Source organism: Acidobacteriota bacterium (assembly GCA_020845575.1).
Lineage (GTDB): Bacteria > Acidobacteriota > Vicinamibacteria > Vicinamibacterales > Vicinamibacteraceae > Luteitalea.
On the sequence record JADLFL010000012.1, the window covers coordinates 173,181 to 193,069 of the forward strand.

Here is a 19,889-nt window from a genome sequence, read left to right on the forward strand (position 1 = left end):
CCGTGGAGCTCACGTCGTACTTCTTCCCGGCGACGTTCGACCGCGCGTATCTCAACGAGGTCAAGCGCCGGTGCCACATCAACGGGCTCGACATCTCGGGCGGCGCGATCCGGAACAACTACACGCTGCCCGACGGCGATCCGGAACTGGAGAAGTGGCTGGCCCACACAGACACGTGGCTCGGCCACTACGCGGTGCTCGGCGCGCCCGTGGTGCGCGTGTTCAGCGGCGTCCCGCCTAAGGGGATGAGCGAGGAACAGGGCATCGCCAACGGGATCAAGAACCTGCGCAAGGCGCTCGTCTTCGCCGAGAAACACGGCGTGATCCTCGGCCTCGAGAACCACGACTACCTGACGAAGATCGATCGCATGCTGCCCGCCCTGGCGCAGATCGACTCGCCGTGGTTCGGCGTGAACCTCGACTCGGGCAACGTGGACGACACCGACGTCTATCCGCAGCTGGCCAAGATCGTCCCGTACGCCGTGAACGTGCAGCTCAAGGTGGATACGGGCCCCGTGAAGCAGAAGGTGCCGACCGACGTGCCGCGCTTCGTGAAGCTGCTGAAGGACGCCAACTACCGGGGCTACGTCGTGCTCGAGTACGAGAGCGCGCCGGATCCCTACGAGGCGATCCCCGGACATCTCGCCGCGCTGCGCGACGCCATCGCGAAGGCCTGAGCCATGGATTTCATCACCGCGCTGTTCGTGTTCATGCTGGCGACGTTCATCGGCATGGACGTCATCAGGCGCGTGTCGCGCCTGTTGCACACGCCACTGATGTCGCTCACCAACGCGATCTCCGCGATCGCGATCGTCGGAGCCATCATCCTCGCCGGGCCGCAGCACGACACGATGAGCACCGTGCTCGGCGCCGTCGCCGTGTTCGCCTCCACGACCAACATCATCAGCGGCTTCCTCATCACCGATCGCATGCTGAAGATGTTCAAGAAGAAGGAGCCGTCGCGGTGAGTCCGCAGACGATCGACCTCGTCTATCTCGTCTCGGCCGCGCTGTTCATCTTCTCGCTCAAGTGGATGAGCGACCCGAAGACGGCCCGCAACGGCGTCTTCGCGGGCGTCGCCGCGATGGTGCTCGCGGTGGTCGGCACGCTGCTGCGGCCCGACATCTCGGGCTATACCTGGATCTTCATCGCCATCGTGCTCGGCACGATCGTCGGCGTGCCGCTCTCGTGGGTGCCGCTGACGGCGGTCCCGCAGCGCACCGCGCTCTCGCACGCCTTCGGCGGCCTGGCCGCGGGCCTGGTGGGCATCGGCAAGTACTACCTGTTCCTGCACGAAGGCGATCTCACGGCGTTCCGCACCGGCGCGATCGTGTTCGAGGTGGCGCTCGGCCTGATGACGTGTACGGGCAGCCTCGTGGCAGCGGGCAAGCTGCAGGAGATTCTGCCCACGCGTCCGGTCACCTACCCGGGCCAGAACATCGTCAATTTCGCGCTGATCGGCGCGGGCGTCCTGATCGGCGTGGCGCTGGTGGTGAACCCGCACCTGACGTTCCTGTTCCCCGTGCTCGTGGTGCTGGCGCTCATCTTCGGCGTGATGCTCGTGATGCCGATCGGCGGCGCCGACATGCCGACGGTGATCTCGCTGCTCAACTCGTACGCCGGCCTCGCGGCCGTCGCCATGGGCTTCGTGCTCGAGAACAAACTGCTCATCGTGGCCGGTGCGCTCGACGGATCGTCGGGCCTGATCCTGTCGATCATCATGTGCCGCGCGATGAACCGATCGTTCACCAACGTGCTGTTCGGTGCGTTCGGGCAGGTGAGCGCCGCGGCGACGCAGACAGAGCAACGGACGGTGAAGTCCGCGACGATCGAGGACGCTGCGCAGATCCTGGAGAACGCCGATCGCGTGGTGATCGTACCCGGCTACGGGATGGCCGTGGCGCAGGCGCAGCATCGCGTGCGCGACGTGTTCGAGCAGCTCACGAAGAAGGGCATCGACGTGCGCTTCGCGATCCATCCGGTGGCCGGACGCATGCCCGGCCACATGAACGTCCTGCTCGCCGAGGCCGAGATCCCGTACGACAGACTCGTCGAGATGGACGACATCAACCCCGAGATGGGGCAGGTGGACGTCTGCATCATCCTCGGCGCCAACGACGTGGTGAACCCCGCCGCGCGGCACGACAAGGGCAGCCCGATCTACGGCATGCCGATCATCGACGCCGACAAGGCGCGCACCGTGATCGCCAACAAGCGCTCGATGAACCCGGGCTTTGCCGGCATCGAGAACGAGCTGTACTACGGCGCCAACACGCTGATGCTGTTCGGCGACTCGAAGGCCGTGATGGGCGACCTCGCCAAGGAACTCAGCGGCGAGACGGGCATGCATTGAGGGTCGTTGTAACAGGGGCCGGCGCATTCGGCGGCTGGACGGCGCTCATGCTGCGCCGGGCCGGCGCGACGGTCACGCTCGTGGATGCCTGGGGACCGGGCCACGCACGGGCGAGTTCCAGCGGCGAGACACGCGTCATCCGCGGCACGTACGGCGCGCGCACCATCTACACGGCGATGGCGGCGCGGGCGATGCAGTTGTGGCGCGAGCACGACGCGCGGTCGCAACGGACGTTCTTCGTTCGCTCCGGTGCCATCTGGATCTTCAGCGGCGACGAGTCTTTCGGCCAGGCATCGCTGGAGCCGATGAAAGCGGCCGGACTGCCTGCCGAGTGGCTCGATCCCGCGCAGGCGAAAGCCCGCTGGCCGCACGTCTCCTTCGAAGGCGTTACGAACGTCCTGTGGGAGCCGGAGGCCGGCTACGCCCTCGCACGCCGCGCGTGTGAGCACGTGGTCGAGACGTTGGTGGCCGAGGGCGGGCAGTACGTGGTCGGTCAGGTAACCGACGTGCCGGTGGACGGTGGTCCCATGCGCGCGCTCACGCTCGACGATGGGCGCACGCTCGATGCCGATCGGTTCGTGTTTGCGTGTGGCCCCTGGCTGGGCACCCTGTTCCCTGACGTGATTGGCCCGCTGATCCGTCCGTCGCGGCAGGAGTCGTTCTATTTCGGCACGCCCGCCGGCGACGCGCGCTGGCTGCACATGCCGGTGTGGCTCGACTACCGCGCCTCCATGTACTACGGCATTCCCGGCAACGCCAACCGCGGCTTCAAGGTTGCCGACGACACGTACGGGCCGACGTTCGATCCGACGAAAGGCGACCGTACGCCGACGAGGGAGAAGCTGGCCGAGGCACGGGCCTTCCTGCGCCTGCGGTTCCCGGCCATCGCCGACGCGCCGCTGCTCGGGTCCGAGGTTTGCCAGTACGAGCTCACGCCCGACTCGCATTTCCTCATCGATCGCCATCCCGGCACACCGAATGCGTGGCTGGTCGGCGGCGGTTCGGGACACGGCTTCAAGATGGGGCCCGCCCTCGGCGAGTACGTCGCGCGGCGCGTACTCGACCAAAGCGAGGCCGACGACACTTTCGGGCTGGGGCATCGCTGAGGATGTGTCGATTCCTGTTCAGATGCCTGTAGCCACCACGCGAGCCGTCGTGCGGCCCCTGACGGCCGTCGTGCGTCTGCTGGCGCGTCCGGCTGCGGCGCGGGTCGCGCTGGGGGTGGCGCTCGGCATCAATGTCCTGCTCCTCGCATCGGCGATGGGGCTGTGGCGACGGGATCTGGCGTCTCCTCCGGTACCGACAGGGCTGGCGTTGGCCGGCGTCATCGCGGTGGTCGCGGCACTGCTGCTGGTGTGGTTCCACAGGCGTCTGAGCTGGGCGGCCGGCTGGCGTGGCGCGCAGCCGGGCACGCGCCCGGGGCGAGACGACGCCTTCCTCGCCGTTGCCGAAGCGGCCCGCGTGGCAATCGTCACCACGGATGCCGAAGGGCGTTTCACCTACCTCAACGCGGCTGCCGAACAGATGCTCGGCGTCTCGCGCGCCCATGTGAAAGGCGTGAGCTGCGCGCAGTACGTGTCGCCGTCGGAGCAGCAGCGGTTCCTGGAAGGACTCGGCAAGTTCCTCGCTGGTCAGGGGCGCCTCGCCGCAGGCGTGCCGGTGCCGTTGGTCGGCCGTCGTCACAACGGCGAGGAGTTCCAGGCGGAAGTGCTGCTCTCGTGGTACGAGAGCCCGCGCGGACGCTACGTCGCCGGCGTCATCGTCGACCTCTCCGAGCGCCTGCGCGCCGAAGCGGCGGCGCGGGCGGTGGAGGAACGCTGGAAGGCTGCCGTCGAGGGATCTGACGACGGTATCTGGGACTGGGACGTCACGGCTGACACGCTACACGGCTCGCGCCGGCTCTTCGCGATGCTGGGACACGACCAGATCACGGCCGTGCGCAGCGCCGAGTGGGACGCCTTCGTCCACGAAGAGGATCGCGGGCGCTTCCGCGACGACATCAAGGCGCACCTGGCTGGCGAGTCCGAGCAGTACGTCTCCGAGTACCGGGTGCGCTGCAGCGATGGGAGCTATCGCTGGGTTCTCGCCCGCGGTCGCGTTGTCGCGCGTGACGCGCAGGGTGTGGCCACGCGTGTGGTCGGCACCGTGAGCGATGTGACGGAACGGCGCGCGGCCGTCGAGACGCTGCAACTCGCACGCGAGCACGCGGAACGGGCTGCACGCAGCAAGAGCGACTTCCTGGCCGTGATGAGCCACGAGTTGCGCACGCCGCTCAACGGCGTGCTCGGGATGGCGACACTGCTGGGCGACACGCCGCTCACCGGTGAGCAGCGCGACTACCTCGATCTCATCACCAGGTCCGGACAGTCTCTGCTGCACCTCATCGACGATGTGCTCGACTTCTCGAAGATCGAGGCTGGCCGCGTGGTGCTGGAGCAGATCCCCACGGATGTCGGCGGGCTGGCTCGTGAAGTCGCGGCGATGCTGCGCGTGCCCGCGGCGGAGAAGGGCCTGAGTTTCGACATCGACGTGAGTGCTGGCACGCCATCCCCCGTCATCACCGATCCGGGCCGCGTGCGACAGGTGCTGTTCAACCTCGTGGGCAACGCCGTCAAGTTCACCGAGACGGGATCGGTGTGCGTGGCCGTCTCGTGTGACGGTGTCGACGCCGGACGGGCAACGTTGCGCCTCACCGTCACCGACACGGGTATCGGGATCCCGGAGGACAAGCAGCCGCTGCTGTTCGAGAAGTTCATGCAGGCCGATGCGTCCACCACGCGTCGCTTCGGCGGTACGGGACTCGGTCTGGCCATCTCGAAGGGGCTGGTCGACGGGCTCGGCGGAACCATTGGGGTGACGAGCGCCGTGGGCGAGGGCTCGTGCTTCTGGTTCACGATCGTCGCGCCCATCGCCGTTGCTCCGGCAGCGTCGCGCGACGTGTCGTGGTCGCTGGCGTCGTTGGCGATGCCGGCGCCTGCCGGACGGCCTGATGTCGCTGCGGTCGAGCCGTCGCGCCGCGTGCTCGTGGCCGAGGACAACCCGGTCAACCAGCGCGTGGCCGTGGCGATGCTGGAGAAACTCGGATACGCGGCCGACGTGGCGGGAGACGGCCACGAGGCCGTGAGGATGGCGCGGGCGACGCGCTACGCCGTCATCCTGATGGACTGCCACATGCCGGGCCTCGACGGTTACGAGGCCACACGACAGCTCGAACGCCTGCTGCCGGCCGGGAATCGGCCACCGGTCGTGGCCATGACGGCCGCCGGGATCGAGGGCGCCCGTGAGCGCTGCCTGTCCGCGGGGATGGCCGACTACCTGCTCAAGCCCGTCGAACTGCCGAAGCTCCGCGCGATGCTCGAGCGCTGGGTCGAGCAACCCGCCCTGCGCTGACGGCATCGGCCTGTCAACCTCTTGCCGCCGTTCGCGTAATACCCGGCATGATGACCCGGGCTTTCCTGCTCTCCTCGCGCCTGCGCCACGTCGTATTCGCGGCGGTGTGCCTGTCTGCGGCCCCCGCGCCTGTCTGCGCGCAGCGCGCGGCCGCCCAGCCGGCGACGCTGCCCCCGCAGCTTTTCGAGCGTGGCGCCGAACAGGCGCCGCTTCCTGCCTCCGATCAGCGCGCCGACGACACGCGCAACCAGCTCAGGGAGTTGCTCCAGCAGCACCCGCCCGCCGTGCGCGAGGTGCTCCAGCGCCAGCCCACGCTGCTGACCAACGCCGACTACCTTGCGCCGTATCCGCGGCTGGGCGCGTTCATCGCCGCGCACCCCGAGATCGTGCGGTCGCCGGGGTATTTCCTGGGCGAACCGCAGGGCGAGATGCCCGACGACAGCGGGCGTTGGATGTGGCGGGAGTTGTTGAGTGCGCTGTCGGCCGGCACCGTCATGCTCGGCGTCTGCCTCGCCTTCGGTTGGCTCGTACGGACGGCGCTCGATCACAGGCGTTGGCAGCGCGTGGCGAAAGTGCAGGTCGAGACGCATACCAAGCTGCTCGACAGGATGACGACGTCCGAGGATCTGCGCAGCTATATGGAGTCTGATGCCGGACGACAGTTCCTCGAATCGGCACCGATCAGGCTCGACGGCCGCCCCACGCCGCTTGCGGCTCCCGTCAGCCGTATCCTGTGGTCGGTGCAGGTAGGCGTCGTGGCGGTGTGCGCCGGTGTGGCGCTCCAGTTCGTGACGCGCAGCGCGATCGACGATGTGGCGCAGCCGCTCCGTGTGCTGGGCGTGCTCGTCACGGCCATCGGATGCGGGTTCGTGCTGTCGGCGGGGATTGCCTACGCCCTGTCGCGCAAGCTCGGATTGCTGCGCGAGACGGAGACGCCGGCCAGTGCGCCGTGGCCGCAGGCCTGACATGACCGACGCCCGCATCGACGCCCTCGCGCTCACTGCCGCAGCCACCAGCGACGACACGTTCGTGCTGCGCGAAGACGAGTTCAGGCTGCTGTACGACAGGACCTCTCGGCCGCTCTGGGTGTATCTGCACAGGCTGACGCGGGACGCGCACGCGGCTGACGACCTGCTCCAGGAGACGTACTTCCGCTTCCTGAGGACGCCGGGACGCTACCAGGACGATCGGCACGAGCGCAACGCGCTGTATCGCATCGCCACCAACCTCGCGCACGACAGTCGCCGCCGGTTCCGTCCGGCGACGGTGTCGATCGAAGAGCCCGCGGGCAGCGCGCTGCAGGGCCCGCCCGATGCCGTCCACAGCAGCGACGCTCGCGCCGACGTCCGCCGCGCGCTCGCGCGCCTGGCCGATCGCGATCAGCAGTTGCTCTGGCTCGCGTACGCGGAGGGCTCGTCCCACGAGGAGATCGCGGCGTCGCTCGGCCTGCGCACCAACAGCGTGAAGACGATGCTGTTCCGCGCGCGTCAGCGCCTCGCGGCATTGCTGCCGGGAGGCATGGCGCGGGGAGGAGGCCGGTGATGACGCACCCATGCACCAACGAAGAGGCAGTGCTGGCCGCGGCGCTGGCGCCACCTGATGTGCCCATCGCCGACGAGGCGACGGCACACATGGCGGAGTGTGATTCGTGTCGCGAGTTGTTCCTCCTCGCCACGACGCTGCGCGACGACAGGAGCGCGGCCATCGCCGACGCGCACGTGCCGTCGGCGGGGCAGACGTGGTGGCGTGCGGGGATTCGCGCACGTCAGGAGGCCGCCGCGGCCGCAGGCCGCCCCATCACCGTTGCGACGGGCCTGGCCGCGGCCTGTGTCGTCGGCCTGCTGTTGTCGGTGACGGGCGCGCTCGCGTGGTGGCTGCGCGCGGCGCTGGCGCCTGCCGCGCGTGTCCTGCTCGACGCGAATCCGTCGGCATGGGCGATGCCGACGGGCATGTGGCTGGTGGTCTGTGTGGTCGCGCTCGTCGCGATGCTGGCCGCTCCGGTGGTGCTCTACGTGGCCACCCGCGAGGACTGATCGAGCCGGACCGAGACGTGCGTGATTGAGGCAGGCTGGCCTTCGATGGCGATGGCCCCGAACACACGGGGGTGCTCCGGCGGTCTGATGTCGCGCACGAAGAGCGCTTCAGGATGCCCGTTCAGCGTGACGGCGCGCCAGCCGTCGCTGTCGGGCGGCGCGTCGACGCGCACGTCGAGTCCGCCGCGCAACCCCGTTCCCGTTGCCTTGAGCACGGCTTCCTTGCGCGTCCACCACTGGTGGAAGAGCGACATCCGTTCGTCGGCCCCGCATCGCGCCAGGGCCTCGTATTCCTCGGGCGCATAGAACCGCTTCGCGATCGCGAGGAGGTTCCGTCGCGCATCCACGCGCTCCACGTCGATGCCGATTGGACCGGCATCGCAGACCGCCACGGCTGCCAGGCCGCCGCCATGCGCGACGCTCATGTGGAGTGGCTGCGGTCGTCCGTCTCGATACGTCAGCGCTGGCTTTCCTGATGGCAGCGTGACCCATGCGAACTCCGACGGCTCCGATCCCGGCGTGGGTGTGTCAGTGGCCGGGATGATCCGTTGCGTGGCGAGCATCCGCACGCCGACGTGCGCGGCCAGGAACAGCGGTCGTCCGATGGCGTGGAGCGCGTGCCAGCGCGCCAGTTCGCCGGCATCCAGGACTTCCGGCACCCAGTCGGGTTCGCCTTCGATGCCTCGGACGAACGCGATGTCGATTCGAGGCGGCAGCGCGTGCACGGGGACAGGGTACTATGCGGGCGCGATGTCCACGCTGCATCTGCCGTGGGACGACAAGGTCCCGGCAGAGGAGCCCGCTGTCGCCGGGGGCCGCCCTGTCCTGACGGCCATACACGGTGCGAGTCATGTGCGCCTGGCCGCGGTACGGCGCCATGTGCTCGCGCATCTCGGCACCGGCTGCCGCGTGCTCGCCCCCACGCACGAGCAGGCGCACGACGTGGTGCGTCACGTGCTGGCCGGTGAGCCCGCCACGATCGGCGTCGAGCGGGCAGGGTGGGTCGGCTACACCGTGCGTCTGGCCACGCCGTCCCTCATCGCGAGCGGCCTCACGCCCGTCTCTTCTCTCGGCTTCGACGCGATCGTCGCCCGCGTCGTCGGGCGCGCATGCGAACGTGACGCGCTCGCGCACTTCGATCGGGCCAGCCGCCATCCGGGCTTCATCGCGGCGCTCGCCAAGACGATGAGCGACGCGCGCCTGGCCGCGCTCGTTCCCGCCAGCCTCGACGACGGGACGGCGAGGGGGAAGGATCTCGCGTGGCTGCTCGCCGCGATCGAGGACGCGCTGGCGGAGCTGGGACACGCGGACAGGGCAGGCGTGCTGACGCGCGCCGCCGCGGCGGTGCATCGCGGAGACGCTCCCGATCTCGACATCCCGCTCGCGCTCGTCGACATCGGGCTGGCGAGTCGTCTCGACGTGGCGCTGGCGTCGGCGCTCGTCGCGCGCAGTTCCGCCGCGTGCATCGCTGGACCCGATGGCGACACGTGGCTCGCGCGACTGCTGGCGGATCTGCCGGACGTGCGCGATGCGGTGCAGCCTGCCGACCACAGGGACACGCCGGACGCCCTGCGGCGCGTCCATCTCGGTCTGTTCGAGCCGTCGGATCCCGCGAGTGTGGAGCGCGCTGGTGACGCCTCGGTCGACTTCCTGTCCGCACCGGGGGAAGGGCGCGAGTGCGTCGAGGCCGTACGCATGGTTCTCGCGCACGCGGAGCAGGGGACGCCGTTCGACCGCATGGCGGTGGTCATGCGCGCACCGGAGCTCTACGCGAGTCATCTCGAAACGGCCCTGCGTCGCGCGGACATCCCCGCCGTCTTCGGACGTGGCACTCGTCGCCCCGATCCGGCGGGACGCGCGATGCTCGCGGTGCTCGCGTGCGCGTCCGAGGATCTGTCGGCGCGTCGTTTCGCGGAATACCTGTCGCTCGGGCAGGTACCAGTGGTGACAAGGGCGCCGACAGAGCCCGTGCCTGACGAGACGGAGACCTTGGGCATGCGCGAGATGGCCGGAGCGCCGGAGATCGACGCTGTCGAGCCGCTCGACGCGCCAGAGATGGGTGCGCGGCGTCGTCTCTCACCTTGGCGTTGGGAAGCCATCCTGAACGATGCGCAGGTGATCGGCGGTGCCGATCGCTGGCGTCGTCGGTTGGAGGGCCATCGCGAGCAGCTGAAGGTGCGCGCCGATGCCGCGTTGAAGGACGATCCGAGTTCGTCGCGCCACGCGTCGCTCATGCGACAAGTGGCGTGGACGGACGAACTGCTCGCGTTTGCCGGCTCGGTGATGGGCGAGATGGCCGCATGGCCGGACGTGGACGACTGGGGCGGCTGGATCGCGCGGTTGTCCGCGCTCGCGCCCCGCGTCGTTGCGCGGCCCGATCGCGTGCTGGCGGTGCTCGCAGAGCTCCAGCCGCTCGCCGGTGTCGCCGACGTGAGCCTCGACGAGGTGCGGGACGTGTTGCGCGACCGCCTGACGCAGCTTGCCGTGCCGCCGCCTGCGCCCAGGTACGGCAGTCTCTTCGTCGGCACACCCGATCAGGTACGCGGCCGGACGTTCGATGTCGTGTGCGTACTCGGCCTGTCCGAGCGTGTGTTCCCGCAGCGCAGCCGCCAGGATCCCCTGCTGCTCGATCGCGAGCGCGCGCAGGTGTCGCCCGACCTGCCGACAGACGATGCGCGCGTGGCAGCGGAACGTCTTCAGCTGCGTCTGGCGGCGGGAGCAGCGGCCCGCGCGCTGGTCGTGTCGTACGCGTCGATGGAGACAGCGCAGGCCCGTCCGCGTGTGCCGTCGTTCTACGCCATCGACGTGCAACGTGCCGTCACGGGGCGCGTGCCGGGCTACGAGTCGCTGATGCGTGAAGCGCAACAGCGGAGTGGTGCGCGGTTGTCGTGGCCCGCGCCGCAGGATCCCACATCGGCCATCGACGCGGCCGAGCATGACCTCAGCATGCTCCAGCGCTATCTGCACGGGCCGGGCACCGACATCGCCGGACGCGCCCGCTACCTCTTCGAGCTGAATCCGGCGCTGCGCCGATCGCTGCTCGCGCGACATCAGCGACTCGCGCGCGCGTGGTCGCCGCACGACGGACTCGTCGCGGCGCCCGAGGCGCTCGCGGCGCATCGGCTGCAGGCGCGCGCGTACTCGGCGTCTGCGTTGCAGCGCTTCGCGTCATGTCCGTATCAGTTCTATCTGTCGACGATCCTGCGGCTGCAGCCGCGTGAAGAGGCTGCGCCGCTCGTCACGCTCGATCCACTCACGCGCGGCTCGATGGTGCACGAGATGCTGGCCGAGATCATGCGCGAGCTGATCGCGCGTGACTGGGCGCCGCTTCCCGACGCGCATGTGATGGAGGCGCAGGCCGTTGCCGATCGGTTCGTCACGCGCATCGCCGGCGAGTATCAGGATCGCCTCAGTCCACCGATCGTGCGCGTGTGGGAAGACGCCGTTGCGGCAATTCGGCGCGACATCCACGAGTGGATTCGCCGCCTGCCGGCAGACGGTGCGCGATGGACACCCGCGCGCGTGGAGATTGGCGTCGGGTTCAGCGGTGGATTCGGTCGCGACGAGGCCAGCCATCGCGAGGACGTGATCCTGCCCGACGGCACTCGCCTGCACGGCGTGGTCGACCTGCTCGAACGCGGCGGCGACGCGGAGTGGCGCATCACCGACTACAAGACGGGGCGGCATCGGCTACCGGATTCCGCTGTGGTCAACGGTGGTCGCACGCTGCAGCCGATCCTCTACGCGATGGCTGTCGAAGCCGCGTTCGGCGGACACGTTGTGGCATCCCGTCTCTACTACTGCACCGAAGACGGCGGGTTCGAGGACCATCCGTGGGCGGTTGCCGGTGTCGTGGGTGAGCAGACGCGCCAGCAGGGGCTCGAGGTGCTGGCCATCATCGATCACGCCATCCAGGACGGCCGGCTGCCTGCGGCACCGGCCGACGAGGCGTGTACGTGGTGCGACTTCGCGACGGTCTGCGGCCCCGGGGCGCAGGGCGTGCCCGCACGCAAGGACGCGCGCGCGCTGACGGAGCTGCGACTCCTGCGGAGAATGAAGTGACGCGCGATCGACGCACGCTCGTCGACGATCCCGATCGGCAGCGTATTCGCAACGACCTCGACACGACGCTCGTCGTCGAAGCGGCTGCGGGCACCGGCAAGACAACGGAGCTCGTGGCGCGCATGGTGAACACGCTCGCGGAAGGCCGCGCGCGCATCGGCGAGATCGTGGCCGTGACGTTCACCGAGAAAGCCGCGGGCGAATTGAAGCTGCGCCTGCGTGAGGAGATCGAACTGGCACGCGAGCGCCGCGAGGGCGATGCGCGCACACGCCTCGAAGACGCGCTTGCGCACCTGGAGGACGCGCACGTCAGCACCATCCACGGATTCTGCGCCGATCTCCTTCGCGAGCGGCCCGTCGAGGCAGACGTCGATCCGCGCTTCGAAGTCCTGCTGGAGCCCGTGGCGGTGCAGCTGCTCGATGCCGTGGTCGACGAGTGGTTGCGCGAGAACCTCGAAGCGCCGACCGAAGGCGTGCGGCGCGTGCTCCGCCGTGCGCACCGCGACGAGGAGGGCGAAGCCGGTCCGCGAGCGGCCCTGCGAAAGGCCGCGCACGCGCTCGCCGAGTGGCGGGACTTCGACGCCGCGTGGCGGCGCGATCCGATAGATCGCCGCGCGCTCATCGTCTCGGCGCTCGACGCGATTCACGCATTCGCGGCCGTCACCGAGAAGGGCCCCAGAGGCGACAACTTCCGCATCGACACCGCACCCATTCGTCGATTCAGTCGACGGCACGCCGCGTCGATTCCCGAGGGGCCACCCGGCGAGGATGCGCTCGATGCCATCGAGGCGCTGCTCGATCCGCTGCTGCGCGACAAGGCGTTCACGCGTTGTCGAACGGGGTTCGGCAGCACGTTCGCCGAGGGCATGCCGCGCGCCGACGTGAAGGCGGCTCACGCGCAGTTGAAGGTGCTCCTCCAGGAGACGACGATGGCGCTCGGTGCCGACCTGGCGGCGTGTCTCCAGCGTGAGCTGCAGCCGTGCCTGCTGCGATACGAAGCAGCCAAGCAGGCGCGCGGCGCGCTCGACTTCACGGACCTGCTGACGCGCGCCCGCGACCTGCTGCGCGACAACGCCGGCGTGCGCGTCGATTTCCAGCAGCGCCACCGCCGCTTGTTCGTCGACGAGTTCCAGGACACCGACCCGATCCAGGCCGAGATCCTCCTGCTGCTCGCGGCAGACGATGTCGGCCAGTCCGACTGGACGCGTGTCACGCCCGTCCCCGGCAAGCTCTTCATCGTCGGCGACCCGAAGCAGGCGATCTACCGCTTCCGCCGCGCAGATGTCGATACGTACTGGCGCGTGAAGACGCAGTTGCTGGCCACGGGCGGGCACGCATGTCAGTTGCGCACGTGCTTCCGCAGCGTGCCGGCGCTGCAGCGAGCCGTGAATCACGTGTTCGCGCAGGTGATGCAGGGAGGTGTCGACGCCTCGCAGGCCGACTACGTGGCGCTCGAACCCGTTCGCGATGATGCCGTCGGGCAGCCGGCTCTCGTGGCGCTGCCGGTGCCGCGACCGTATGGCTCGAAGTACATCAGTCACGACGCGATCGAGGCATCACTGCCTGACGCGACGGGCGCGTTCATCGAGTGGCTGATCCAGGAGAGCGGTTGGACGGTGTCCGAACGCGCACCGGGCGGTGGAGAGCGGCGCGTACCGATTCAGGCGCGGCACATCGCGATCCTCTTCCGCCGCTTCACGAGTTGGGGCGTCGACGTCACGCGTCCGTACGTCGAGGCGCTGGAGTCGCGGCAGGTGCCGCACCTGCTCGTGGGCGGCCGCAGCTTCCACGAACGCGAAGAGGTGGACGCGCTGCAGGCGGCGCTCTGCGCGATCGAGTGGCCGGATGATGAGTTGTCGGTGTACGCGACGTTGCGCGGCGGCTTCTTCGCGTTCCCCGACCACGAACTGCTCGCCTATCGCGACGCGCATCACGGTCGCCTCGACCCGATGGCCCCGGCGACCGCTCTGCCTTCTGATTCCGATCCGTCCGAGTCCGGTAGGGGCGACGCATGCGTGGCCCCTGCGACGGGAGGAGACTCTGCTCGTTCGACGGAGGGCATCGATGATGCCCTGCGACTGCTGCGATCGCTGAACCGCGAGCGCAATCGCGTTCCCGTGCAGGACACGCTGCAGACGCTGCTGCGCGCGACGCGGGCGCAGGCAGGACTCGCGCTGAGACCGGGAGGAGAACAGGCGCTGGCGAACGTGCTGCACGTGGTCGAGCTCGCGCGGCAGTATGAAGCGAGGGAAGGCGCGTCGTTCCGCGGCTTCGTGCAGCAGTTGCTCGACAGGTCGTATACCGAGGCGGCCGAGACGCCGATCCTCGAAGAGGGCAGCGACGGCGTGCGGGTGATGACGGTGCACAAGGCCAAGGGCCTCGAATTCCCCGTCGTGATCCTGGCCGATATCACGTGCCGGCTGGCGTCCGATCGACCCACGCGCGCACTCGTGCCGTCGCGTGGAGCGTGCGTGCAGACCATCGCGGGCTGCACGCCCATCGAACTCGTGGAATTGCGCGACGTGGAAGTGGCGCGCGATCGCGCCGAAGGGCACAGGCTTGCGTACGTCGCGGCGACGCGCGCGCGCGACCTGCTGGTGATCCCCGGCGTGGGCGACCAACCGTACCCGAATCCGCGACAGGGCGAGAAGTGGATCGACGTGATGAATCGCGCGATCTATCCCGACATGCCCTGGCCGGCGCCGCAGGACGCGATCGGCTGTCCGCCGTTCGGGCGCGACACCGCGCTCGAACGATCCGACGATCCCATCGCGGCGCACGCCACGCCCATCAGGCCAGGCCGCTACACGCTCGGCGAGCCAGGCGCCACCTTCGACGTCACCTGGTGGGATCCGTCGCGTCTGCACCTCGACGCGGTGATGGCCTTCGGTGAGCGGCAGCGCACGCTCATCGACAAGGCCGCTCCGGACGAGCGCGTTCGGGAGGGGCTCGAGGCGGTGGACTACTGGACGCAATTGCACGAGCGTCGGCTCGAACACGGCCGGCAGCCGTCGATGCGCGTCGCACGCGTGACGCAGGCAGCGAAAGAGAGCGAGCCGTCCGACGTGGACGTCGACGTCGTGTCAGTGGGATCGACGGCCCCTCGCAGCGGCGGACGCCTGTTCGGCGCCCTCGTTCACGAAGTGCTCGCCATCGTCGCGCTCGATGCGTCGGAGGCGGACATCGGGGCGGCCGTCGCGTTCAAGGCCCGAGTGCTTGGTGCGCATGGCGTCAATCACGCCACCGTCGCCGCCGTGGTCCGCGACACGCTGCGTCATCCGCTCGTCGACGCCGCTGCTCGCGCGCACCGCGCCGGACGCTGCCGCCGCGAGTCGGCCGTCACGCTGCGGCTCGACGATGGGACGTGGGTGGAGGGGCAGTTCGACCTGGCGTTCGAAGACGAGACGGGCTGGACGGTGGTGGACTTCAAGACCGATGCAGACCTCGACGCGTCGTTCGATGTGTACCGTCGGCAGGTAGGTCTCTACGCGCGCGCGATTGCCACGGCCACGGGCCGCCCGGCCCGCGCCGTCCTGATGCGTGTGTGAGGGGGCCGGCTCGCCGAGCCCGGCCCACCCGGAGGTCACGGCCGGTCGCCGCGCAGTTCTTCGTCGATCAACGTGACGAACGCCTCGATCGGCTGCGCTCCGCGAATTTCTCGTCCGTTCACGAAGAACCCGGGCGTGCTGTTGAGGCCCAGCGCCTCACCCTGAGCGATGTCCGTCTGGATCGCCACGCGGGCTTCGGAGCCCGCAAGGCATGCCGCGAACGCCTGCGCGTCGAGGCGGGCGGCCGACGCGAAGCGGGTCAGCGCCGCTTCGCTCGAATCGTTGCTCGTGTCGGCGTACACCGCGTCGTGGAACTCCCAGAACTTGCCCTGCCGCGCGGCGCACCACGACGCTTCCGACACGCGCCGCGCCTGCGGGTGAAGGCCATCGAGCGGGAGGTGCTTGTAGATCAGGCGCACCTTCCCCGGGTACTTGTCGAGCAGCGCCATCAGCGTCGGCTGCACACGACGGCAGAACGGGCAGTGGAAGTCCGAGTACTCGACGATGGTGACGGGGGCGGTTGCGGTGCCGCGGATGGGCGCGTCGGTGACGTCCACGTCGACGCGATGGACGGGTGGGGGCGTGAGGTGTACTTCGACCTTCGCGCTCGTCCGCAGACCGTCCACGACGGCCGCGCGCTGGGTGCTGACCTTCTGTTCCTGGAGGAACTCGCGAATCTGCGGGCGAAGCTGCGTCACGTCGCCGCGAATGCGCGCGCGGTTGGCCTCGATGAACGCGTCGATTTCCGCGTCGGTGACGGCCGTCACCTTGCTGCGGATCTCCGTCTGTTCGAAGACCTCGAACGCCTGTCCGCGACGTGTGGCTTCCGCTTCGAGCAGCCGCCGCTCGATGAGCGCCTCCACCTGTTGCTTGCGCAGCTCGTAGACCTGCTCCTCGAGTCGCGAGATCTCGAGGCCGGCCGCCTTGCGGACGTCGTCCTCCGTGATCGGGGTGCCGTTGACGGTGGCCAGGACCGTCGGTGAGCCGGGGGTCGTGCGTGAGGTCGCAGGTTGCGCCTCCGACGAGGGCGCGGCGGTACAGCCGCCGAGCAGGAACACCGCCATCAACATCCACGTGGAACGCATGCGAGCTTTCTTCCTGTGTGCCGGACGGTCAGGGCCGTGCGCGGCGCGAATCGTATCCGCGGGCCTGCAGGAGCTGCGGAAGGTTGTCGGGGCCGACCAGGTGCAGGGCCCCGACGGCAACGAAGATGATCTCATGCGGCGACGCGGTGTGCAGCGCGTCGATCCGGTCGGCCATGCGCCTGTTGCGCTTGATCAGGATTTCCTGCTCGACCTTGCGCGAGAGCGCCGGATCGCCAACGCCCTGGCTCATCGCCGTCGCCAGCTTCTCGTCATCTCCGGCAAGGTACCACTCCACCAGCGTGGCTCCGGGGATGGCAAGACCGCTCGCGCCGCCTTCGCGCAGCGCGTCGTCCATGAGCGTGGTCTGCTCCTCGAGCGTGAAGGCCTCGAAGGCGCCTACCTGCTCCGCCACGGTCTCGAGACCGCCGGCCTTCTTGCCCGCGGCCACGGCGTCGGCGTAGAGCTGGGCGTCGAGCGCCAGCCGTCCGGCCATCAGGTCGGGCAGGTAGTCGAGCGTGGCGAGCTGTGCAAGCGCGGCCCACGGCTTGAGGCGGTCGAGCAAGCCGGCGACCAGCGGGGCGACCTGCGGGGCCACGGGCGTGAGCGCGGAGCGCACGCGCGCATCGAGCCGCGCGAACCGTTCCTCGCCGAGGATGGTGCGCAGCCGCTGGCCCTCGGGCAGCATGAGCGCGGCTGCGAGTTCGGCCTGCTGCACTGTGTCGAACGCCACTTCGGTGACCACGCGATCGGACGCGTCGAACGCCTCGCGTACGGCCGGTGGCAGGGCGAGGACGCGCGCGTCAGGGACGTGGATGGTGCCGAAGAGCCAGAGTTGCTGGCCGTCGATGCGGACGTCCCACAGCAGCGGCGCGCGCACCGGGGCCGTGCTGGCCGCGGGACTCTCGCCCCACACAAGCAGCGCCATGAGCGCCACCGCCAGCGCCGCACTCATCGTCTGTCGTCCGCGCATCGAGGTTCTCATCCTGACACAGGTGCCTGTGCGGCCTCGACCGCCAGTCTGGCCGCCGCTCGTCCGGCACACGTGCCACTCGCCCATGACCATTGGAAGTTGAAACCGCCGATCCGGCCGTCCACGTCGCAGAGCTCGCCGCAGACGAACACGCCGGCGTGGGTCCGTGCTTCGAGGTTCGCCGTAAGGGCCGACAAGGGGACGCCGCCTGCCGTGACTTCGGCGACCTCGAATCCGCGCGTGCCGGTAATCGGCAGGCGACTGGCAGTGGCCACGGTCACGAGCCGGCGACGCGCTTCGCGCGTCAGGGTCGCGCCCGACTGCTCGGGATCGACATCAGCCATCCCGCACAACGCCGCAGCCAGTCGATCGGGCAGCGCCGGCGCGAACACACGCCTCACCGGTCGATTCCCGTGCGCCTGCAGCCGCCTGTCGAAATCCTCCGGCGTGCTCGCCTTCCGTCCTTCGTCCTGGCCCGGCCCTTCAATCCCTCCCACCCAATCCACCAACAACCCTGCGTCCGGATCGTCCTCGAGCGCGGCCTGCCACACGCGGCTGACGTCGAGCACGGCCGGCCCCGAGATGCCCTGATGCGTGCAGAGCAGGGCGCCGCTCACGGTATGGAGGCGCCGGCCCGTCCCCGACACGACGGTGAGGCGCACGTCCGTCGCAAGCCCCGACAACGCGCGCAGCGGGTGGCCGTCTGGCAGCGTCAGCGGCACGAGCGCGGGGAAGGTCCGCGGCGTCAGCGGCAGGCCGAGGCTCCTGGCCAGCGCATACCCCGCGCCATCGGAGCCCGTCTTCGGCACGCTCCTGCCCCCCGTCGCCAGCACCACGGTGCGCACGGCGAGCGTGTCGTCGCCGTCGCGCGTGCGCGTCACCACATGGAAGCCACCAGCCCCATCGTTCCTGACGGCCGTCACGCGAGCCGGATGCCGGAGTTCCACGCCGGCCCGACGCGCGGCGCCCGTGAGCGCGTCGAGGACGTCGCTGGCCCGGTTCGATGCGGGAAACAGCTTGCCTGTCGATTCCCTGACGAGCGTGACGCCTTCGGCCTCGAAGAACGTGCGCGTGGCTTCGACGTCGAACGCGCGGAGGACGCGGCGGATGGCCGCCGGCGACGACCCATGGAAGTCGCGCTCGTTCACGGCGTGATGCGTGACGTTGCAGCGCCCGCCGCCGGCAATCAGGATTTTCGCGCCGAGACGGACGGCACCATCGAGCGCGATGACGCGAATACCGGGCGACTGACGGGCGGCGGCGATGGACGCCATGAGCCCCGCGGCACCGGCACCGACCACCGCGACAGCGGCATTTTTCATCCTTAACAATCTTTTTACCGGCACTTGACCACTGCCGGGCCTCGAGGATCGTCCAATGGTTTCGAGCCCAAGGGAAGGGGCGTTCGTGAAGGGACAGGGCAGACAGATGCAGAACACGATGATGCGGACCGCGGCGCTTGCCGCGTTGATGGGCGTGATGGGAGCGGGCAGCGTGCTGGCACAGGCGCCGGCAGCCGACCCCGCGGCGCAGCAGGCCGTGGCCACCAAGGGCGATCCGGAGAAGGCGCAGGCGGTGCTTGCCGCGGTCGCCAAGGCGATGGGCGGCGACAAGGTCACCAACCTCAAGTCGTTCACTGCCGAAGGCGAGTACCGCCGCGTGATGGGTGAGCGCGAGATGACGGGTGGTCTCGAGCTCGCGGGTCTCAACCCCGATGCGTTCCAGGTTGCCACCGACATCACGCTGCCCAACGGCATGGCCGGGCCGCGGATCACGCAGACCATCAAGGGTGCCGATGCGTTCCGCGAGTCCACGGGGGGCGGCGGGTTCATGATGCGCATGGGACCGGGTGGTCCAGGCGGTCCTGGCGGCGGTCCGGGTGGCCGGGGCAGACGTGGTGGCCCTGGCATGGGCATCGAGATGGGCGGACCGCGTCAGCAGGACCCGTCGGTGGGCATCAAGGCGGACCTGTATCGGACGCTGCTGGGGATCCTGCCGACCTCGCCGGTACTGTCGGAACTCACGTTCGCGCACGTGGCCGAAGCCGAGGCACCGAGCGGCGTGGCCGACGTCATCGACATCACCGGGCCCGACAACTTCCGCGCCCGGCTTTTCGTGGATCAGGCCGAGCATCGTCCGCTGATGCTCAGCTACATGATGCGGCAGCCCCGCATCCGCCAGATGGCGCCGCCCCCGCAGTTCAAGACCGACGAGGAGCGCCGCGCGTACTTCGAGGACATGCGGAAGAAGTTCGAGGCCGAGCCTCCGCCGCCGCTGGTCGAGGCCAACGTGTTCTTCAGCGACTACCGCAAGGTCGATGGCGTGCTGCTGCCCCACAAGATCACCCGTCAGGTCGAGGGCAAGGTGCAGGAGGAGTGGACCATCGAGAAGTACAAGCTCAACACAGCCGTGAAGGCCGATCGGTTCCAGAAGAAGGCGAGCAACTGA

The 19,889-nt window shown here is 69.3% G+C and carries 15 protein-coding genes; 11 read left to right on the plus strand and 4 right to left on the minus strand.

The genetic code is table 11. From position 1 onward, the window contains the following. Window positions 1–2 precede the first annotated feature (2 nt). From IT182_03000 to IT182_03035, 8 genes are read left to right on the plus strand one after another with little or no spacing between them, the layout of a single operon-like run. Window positions 3–677, plus strand: a complete 675-nt coding sequence (locus tag IT182_03000; protein ID MCC6162296.1) for a sugar phosphate isomerase/epimerase — start codon at window positions 3–5, stop codon at window positions 675–677. A 3-nt stretch (window positions 678–680) separates the two neighbouring features. Beyond that, entirely contained in the window at window positions 681–968 is a 288-nt protein-coding gene (locus IT182_03005; GenBank protein MCC6162297.1) for an NAD(P) transhydrogenase subunit alpha, read from the plus strand. After that, window positions 965–2,353, plus strand: a complete 1,389-nt coding sequence (locus tag IT182_03010) for an NAD(P)(+) transhydrogenase (Re/Si-specific) subunit beta (GenBank protein MCC6162298.1) — start codon at window positions 965–967, stop codon at window positions 2,351–2,353. Before IT182_03005 ends, IT182_03010 begins: the two co-directional genes overlap by 4 nt. Further along, the gene (locus tag IT182_03015; GenBank protein MCC6162299.1) at window positions 2,350–3,459 is read left to right on the plus strand and encodes an FAD-dependent oxidoreductase; all 1,110 of its coding nucleotides are present in this window, start codon (window positions 2,350–2,352) and stop codon (window positions 3,457–3,459) included. Before IT182_03010 ends, IT182_03015 begins: the two co-directional genes overlap by 4 nt. A 22-nt stretch (window positions 3,460–3,481) precedes the next feature. Next, window positions 3,482–5,743: a PAS domain S-box protein gene (locus tag IT182_03020; protein ID MCC6162300.1), complete on the plus strand. Its 2,262-nt coding sequence runs from the start codon at window positions 3,482–3,484 to the stop codon at window positions 5,741–5,743. A 50-nt stretch (window positions 5,744–5,793) separates the two neighbouring features. Then, window positions 5,794–6,708: a hypothetical protein gene (locus IT182_03025; protein MCC6162301.1), complete on the plus strand. Its 915-nt coding sequence runs from the start codon at window positions 5,794–5,796 to the stop codon at window positions 6,706–6,708. 1 nt (window position 6,709) lies between these two features. Further along, complete coding sequence (locus IT182_03030) at window positions 6,710–7,285, plus strand: sigma-70 family RNA polymerase sigma factor (protein ID MCC6162302.1); 576 nt, start codon at window positions 6,710–6,712, stop codon at window positions 7,283–7,285. After that, window positions 7,285–7,776 (plus strand): hypothetical protein, encoded by a 492-nt coding sequence (locus tag IT182_03035; GenBank protein MCC6162303.1) that lies wholly within the window; start codon window positions 7,285–7,287, stop codon window positions 7,774–7,776. Before IT182_03030 ends, IT182_03035 begins: the two co-directional genes overlap by 1 nt. Here IT182_03035 and IT182_03040 read toward each other — a convergent pair. Beyond that, a complete protein-coding gene (locus tag IT182_03040) occupies window positions 7,752–8,501 on the minus strand; it encodes a 4'-phosphopantetheinyl transferase superfamily protein (GenBank protein MCC6162304.1) in 750 nt (249 codons plus the stop codon). The two genes, IT182_03035 and IT182_03040, sit on opposite strands and share 25 nt — an antisense overlap. A 25-nt stretch (window positions 8,502–8,526) precedes the next feature. On the opposite strand from IT182_03040, the gene IT182_03045 reads away from it, so the two are divergent. Continuing rightward, complete coding sequence (locus tag IT182_03045; GenBank protein MCC6162305.1) at window positions 8,527–11,838, plus strand: exodeoxyribonuclease V subunit gamma; 3,312 nt, start codon at window positions 8,527–8,529, stop codon at window positions 11,836–11,838. Beyond that, the gene (locus tag IT182_03050) at window positions 11,835–15,386 is read left to right on the plus strand and encodes a UvrD-helicase domain-containing protein (GenBank protein ID MCC6162306.1); all 3,552 of its coding nucleotides are present in this window, start codon (window positions 11,835–11,837) and stop codon (window positions 15,384–15,386) included. The genes IT182_03045 and IT182_03050 overlap by 4 nt, the downstream gene beginning before the upstream one ends. A 35-nt stretch (window positions 15,387–15,421) precedes the next feature. Here the strand turns inward: IT182_03050 and IT182_03055 are convergent, their stop codons facing one another. The 3 genes from IT182_03055 to IT182_03065 are packed head-to-tail and all read right to left on the minus strand — an operon-like array spanning window position 15,422 to window position 18,763. Beyond that, window positions 15,422–16,471: a thioredoxin domain-containing protein gene (locus tag IT182_03055; GenBank protein ID MCC6162307.1), complete on the minus strand. Its 1,050-nt coding sequence runs from the start codon at window positions 16,469–16,471 to the stop codon at window positions 15,422–15,424. Window positions 16,472–16,499: 28 nt separating this feature from the next. Next, a complete protein-coding gene (locus IT182_03060; GenBank protein ID MCC6162308.1) occupies window positions 16,500–17,441 on the minus strand; it encodes a TraB/GumN family protein in 942 nt (313 codons plus the stop codon). A gap of 8 nt (window positions 17,442–17,449) precedes the next feature. Continuing rightward, complete coding sequence (locus IT182_03065) at window positions 17,450–18,763, minus strand: aminoacetone oxidase family FAD-binding enzyme (GenBank protein ID MCC6162309.1); 1,314 nt, start codon at window positions 18,761–18,763, stop codon at window positions 17,450–17,452. Between the two features lie 55 nt (window positions 18,764–18,818). On the opposite strand from IT182_03065, the gene IT182_03070 reads away from it, so the two are divergent. Further along, the gene (locus IT182_03070; protein MCC6162310.1) at window positions 18,819–19,889 is read left to right on the plus strand and encodes a hypothetical protein; all 1,071 of its coding nucleotides are present in this window, start codon (window positions 18,819–18,821) and stop codon (window positions 19,887–19,889) included.